A 2,535-nucleotide genomic window follows, 5' to 3' on the forward strand; every position below is an offset into this window, starting at 1 on the left:
TGCGATCGCAGCTATTGCATCCTGGACTTTCACTTGTTCCATCCAAGACCTTCATTCACTGTTCAATAGCTTTAAAATCTGTAGCGCTTATCCCGCACAGCTTAGAGCTTTTCTTAGTGCCATTCGGTTTTGAGCCTTTTACCCTGTGGCAGCAATTCTAAAACTGCACTAGCTGCGTTATTCCCCTGCTCATCATTATTGAATGCTACAACCACCCTATTGAAACTCTTGAGAAATTCCATAGGTAGGTTATTCGGGTCATCAGCTACCATCAACATGGTTCTAGTTGGTGGTAGTCCCTTGCAACTTGAGATCAGGTAGGTGGCTGCTGACATGGCATCAATCGGTGTAGAACACAAAAAGACGTTTTCTACCTTGTCCGTTGGTTGCCCTCCCAATCTCAAATAAAACCAACCTTTTTGTGTAGAGGTGTTTTGGTCGTACTCCACAGTGCGATGATTTTCTCTAGGCTTTGACCAAACTAATGCGCCAGTTTTTTCACCATCTAAATCACGCTTGATAAACAAAATATTTCGTTGCTCATCCATGTAAAGCAACTGATTATTATGTAATCCTTGCACAATATAATCTGGTATGTAGCGTTTCTCGTCCAAATACTTGTGCAACACTTGCCAAACAACTTTATCCTCTGGTGGTGGAGTGAACTGAGGCTGTCGCTGTTTGCGTTCAATCTCTTGAAGAAACTTTTCTAACTGCTCAATTGGGAGTGGTTTAGCAGGAATCACCAGAATTTGATTAATGCGCTCATCATCACGTTCTGGTTGGTAGTCAATGCCACGATGTTTTTGCAGTCCTGGGAAGGTATAGGCAGGCCCCAAAGATGTACCGCTAAATTTCTGATCATTCCAGGAATACGAAATGCCTTTACTTTTACCGTTGCGCGTTAGCCCGTGACGAACTTCTACACCCAACAGTTGCAATCGTTCCATCAGTTGGGGCATAGTCGGTTTATCTACTGTGGCGCGGTCGATTAATTCAATTAGTTGGGTTTTGATTGGCTGTTGTGGCGGCGTGTTTCTCTCACCCTGCTCATACTCCAATTGTTCTCTCTCAAATCGTTGCTGTTGCCCGGAACTCGGAGCGCGGCTCAGTTTCTCTTTACTACTTAGAGCTTGCTGTAACCCATATTTTAGTTCTAGCTGTCGAATGATTTTTTCAGAGCGCACATACTCCCAGCTATCGCGGGTAATCTTGCCATCATCCAAACTGATTCTACTGGCACAAATATGTATATGGTCGTGGTTGCGATCGCTGTGGCGGTAGATGGCATATTGGTTAGCTGTGTAACCCATTGCATTCATATACTTGTCGGCAACCTCGCACCAAGTATCATTGTCTAGTTGTTCACCTGGGCTTAGTGAAAGCGAAACATGATGAACTACTTTTTCTGCTTCTGGGTTAAGTTGTCGAGACAATCGGAATTCTCTGGCTAATTCTCTGGCATTTGTGCCAAACATATTGCCGCCAATTAAAGATGACTCCTCTTTGTTTTCAAGATAGTCAAGGAGTCCACGAAAGCTTTTACCTTTGGTTTGGTTGCCAATCATTTTTACTCCCAGTCTTCCTGATCTCCGTCGTCATCAATATCATCGTCATCAGTGATTTCAGTTTCGATTTGTGACAGTTCCCGACCAATTTTTTGTAAGAGTTCTTGTAACTGTTTCAGTTGTTCTGGATCTGCGGGTGGTCGCAGTCCCATTTTAATAGCTGTGTTAGTAGCTCTGGTGAGTTGATTAATATTGCTACCGATGCGTACTAATTCTCGGTAAGTAGCTAGGGTTATTTTGCTCAATCGTTTGGGCAGTGGTTTGAGTAAAACACTGCGTCTGGTTAATTCAGCTATGCTTAGTCCCGCGTCTTGTGCTTTGAGCTTAATCATCTCGTGTTCGATTGCATTGACACGAGCTTCCAATGTTTTAGTACGCAGCAGGTTTTTTGACAGTTTCGGGCGCATAACTGTGGGAGGTATGAGAGGGGGTATCCAAAGGGGGAAACTTCCCACTTTGGCAAGCCTGTCGTCCGAGCGTAGCGAGGTTTGCCGTAGGCAAAAAGCACGGCTTGCTTCTAGCCCAGATACGGGGGTGGGCTAGGTATCGAGTACTACGGGGGTACGGAGACACGACGAGAGACTGGGGGCGAGGGTACGACAGCGTAGCTGAGGGGACAGTTTCGGGTTATTCCGGGTGGGATGAAGAACGATAACAGCGTAGCTGTTTCGTCATAATTATATCAGTGTTTGCTGAATCACTGTGACGGCGAAGCTGGAGTGTCTTGGCTACAGTCAGCAACAGTCAACATCGGGGGAACATAGAAACAGCGTAGGTGAAACTTGCTTCTCATCTGGAGTTATACTTTTTTGAAAACGCTACTTTTGCCCCCAATTAGGCAGCTTGCTGCCTTTGCTGGTTTAATGGAATTGCCATCACAAATTCTGTACCTTTACCCAAAGTGGAATTACACTGCAATTTTCCTTGATGTTTTTGAGTAACAATCTGATAACTGATAGATAAACCT

At 44.7% G+C, this 2,535-nt stretch carries 3 protein-coding genes; all 3 read right to left on the bottom strand.

What is annotated here, in order from left to right:
• Positions 1-113: 113 nt before the first annotated feature.
• On the bottom strand, positions 114-1,568 hold the full coding sequence (locus tag CDG79_RS40085) for a relaxase/mobilization nuclease domain-containing protein (protein WP_094346991.1): 1,455 nt from the start codon (positions 1,566-1,568) through the stop codon (positions 114-116).
• Positions 1,569-1,570: 2 nt separating this feature from the next.
• On the bottom strand, positions 1,571-1,975 hold the full coding sequence (locus CDG79_RS40090; RefSeq protein WP_223278662.1) for a plasmid mobilization protein: 405 nt from the start codon (positions 1,973-1,975) through the stop codon (positions 1,571-1,573).
• 427 nt (positions 1,976-2,402) lie between these two features.
• Positions 2,403-2,535 (bottom strand): HAMP domain-containing histidine kinase (locus CDG79_RS45735; RefSeq protein WP_143855642.1); only part of this gene is annotated, 133 nt, incomplete at its 5' end.

The sequence above is a fragment of the Nostoc sp. 'Peltigera membranacea cyanobiont' 232 genome, assembly GCF_002245985.1.
Lineage (GTDB): Bacteria > Cyanobacteriota > Cyanobacteriia > Cyanobacteriales > Nostocaceae > Nostoc.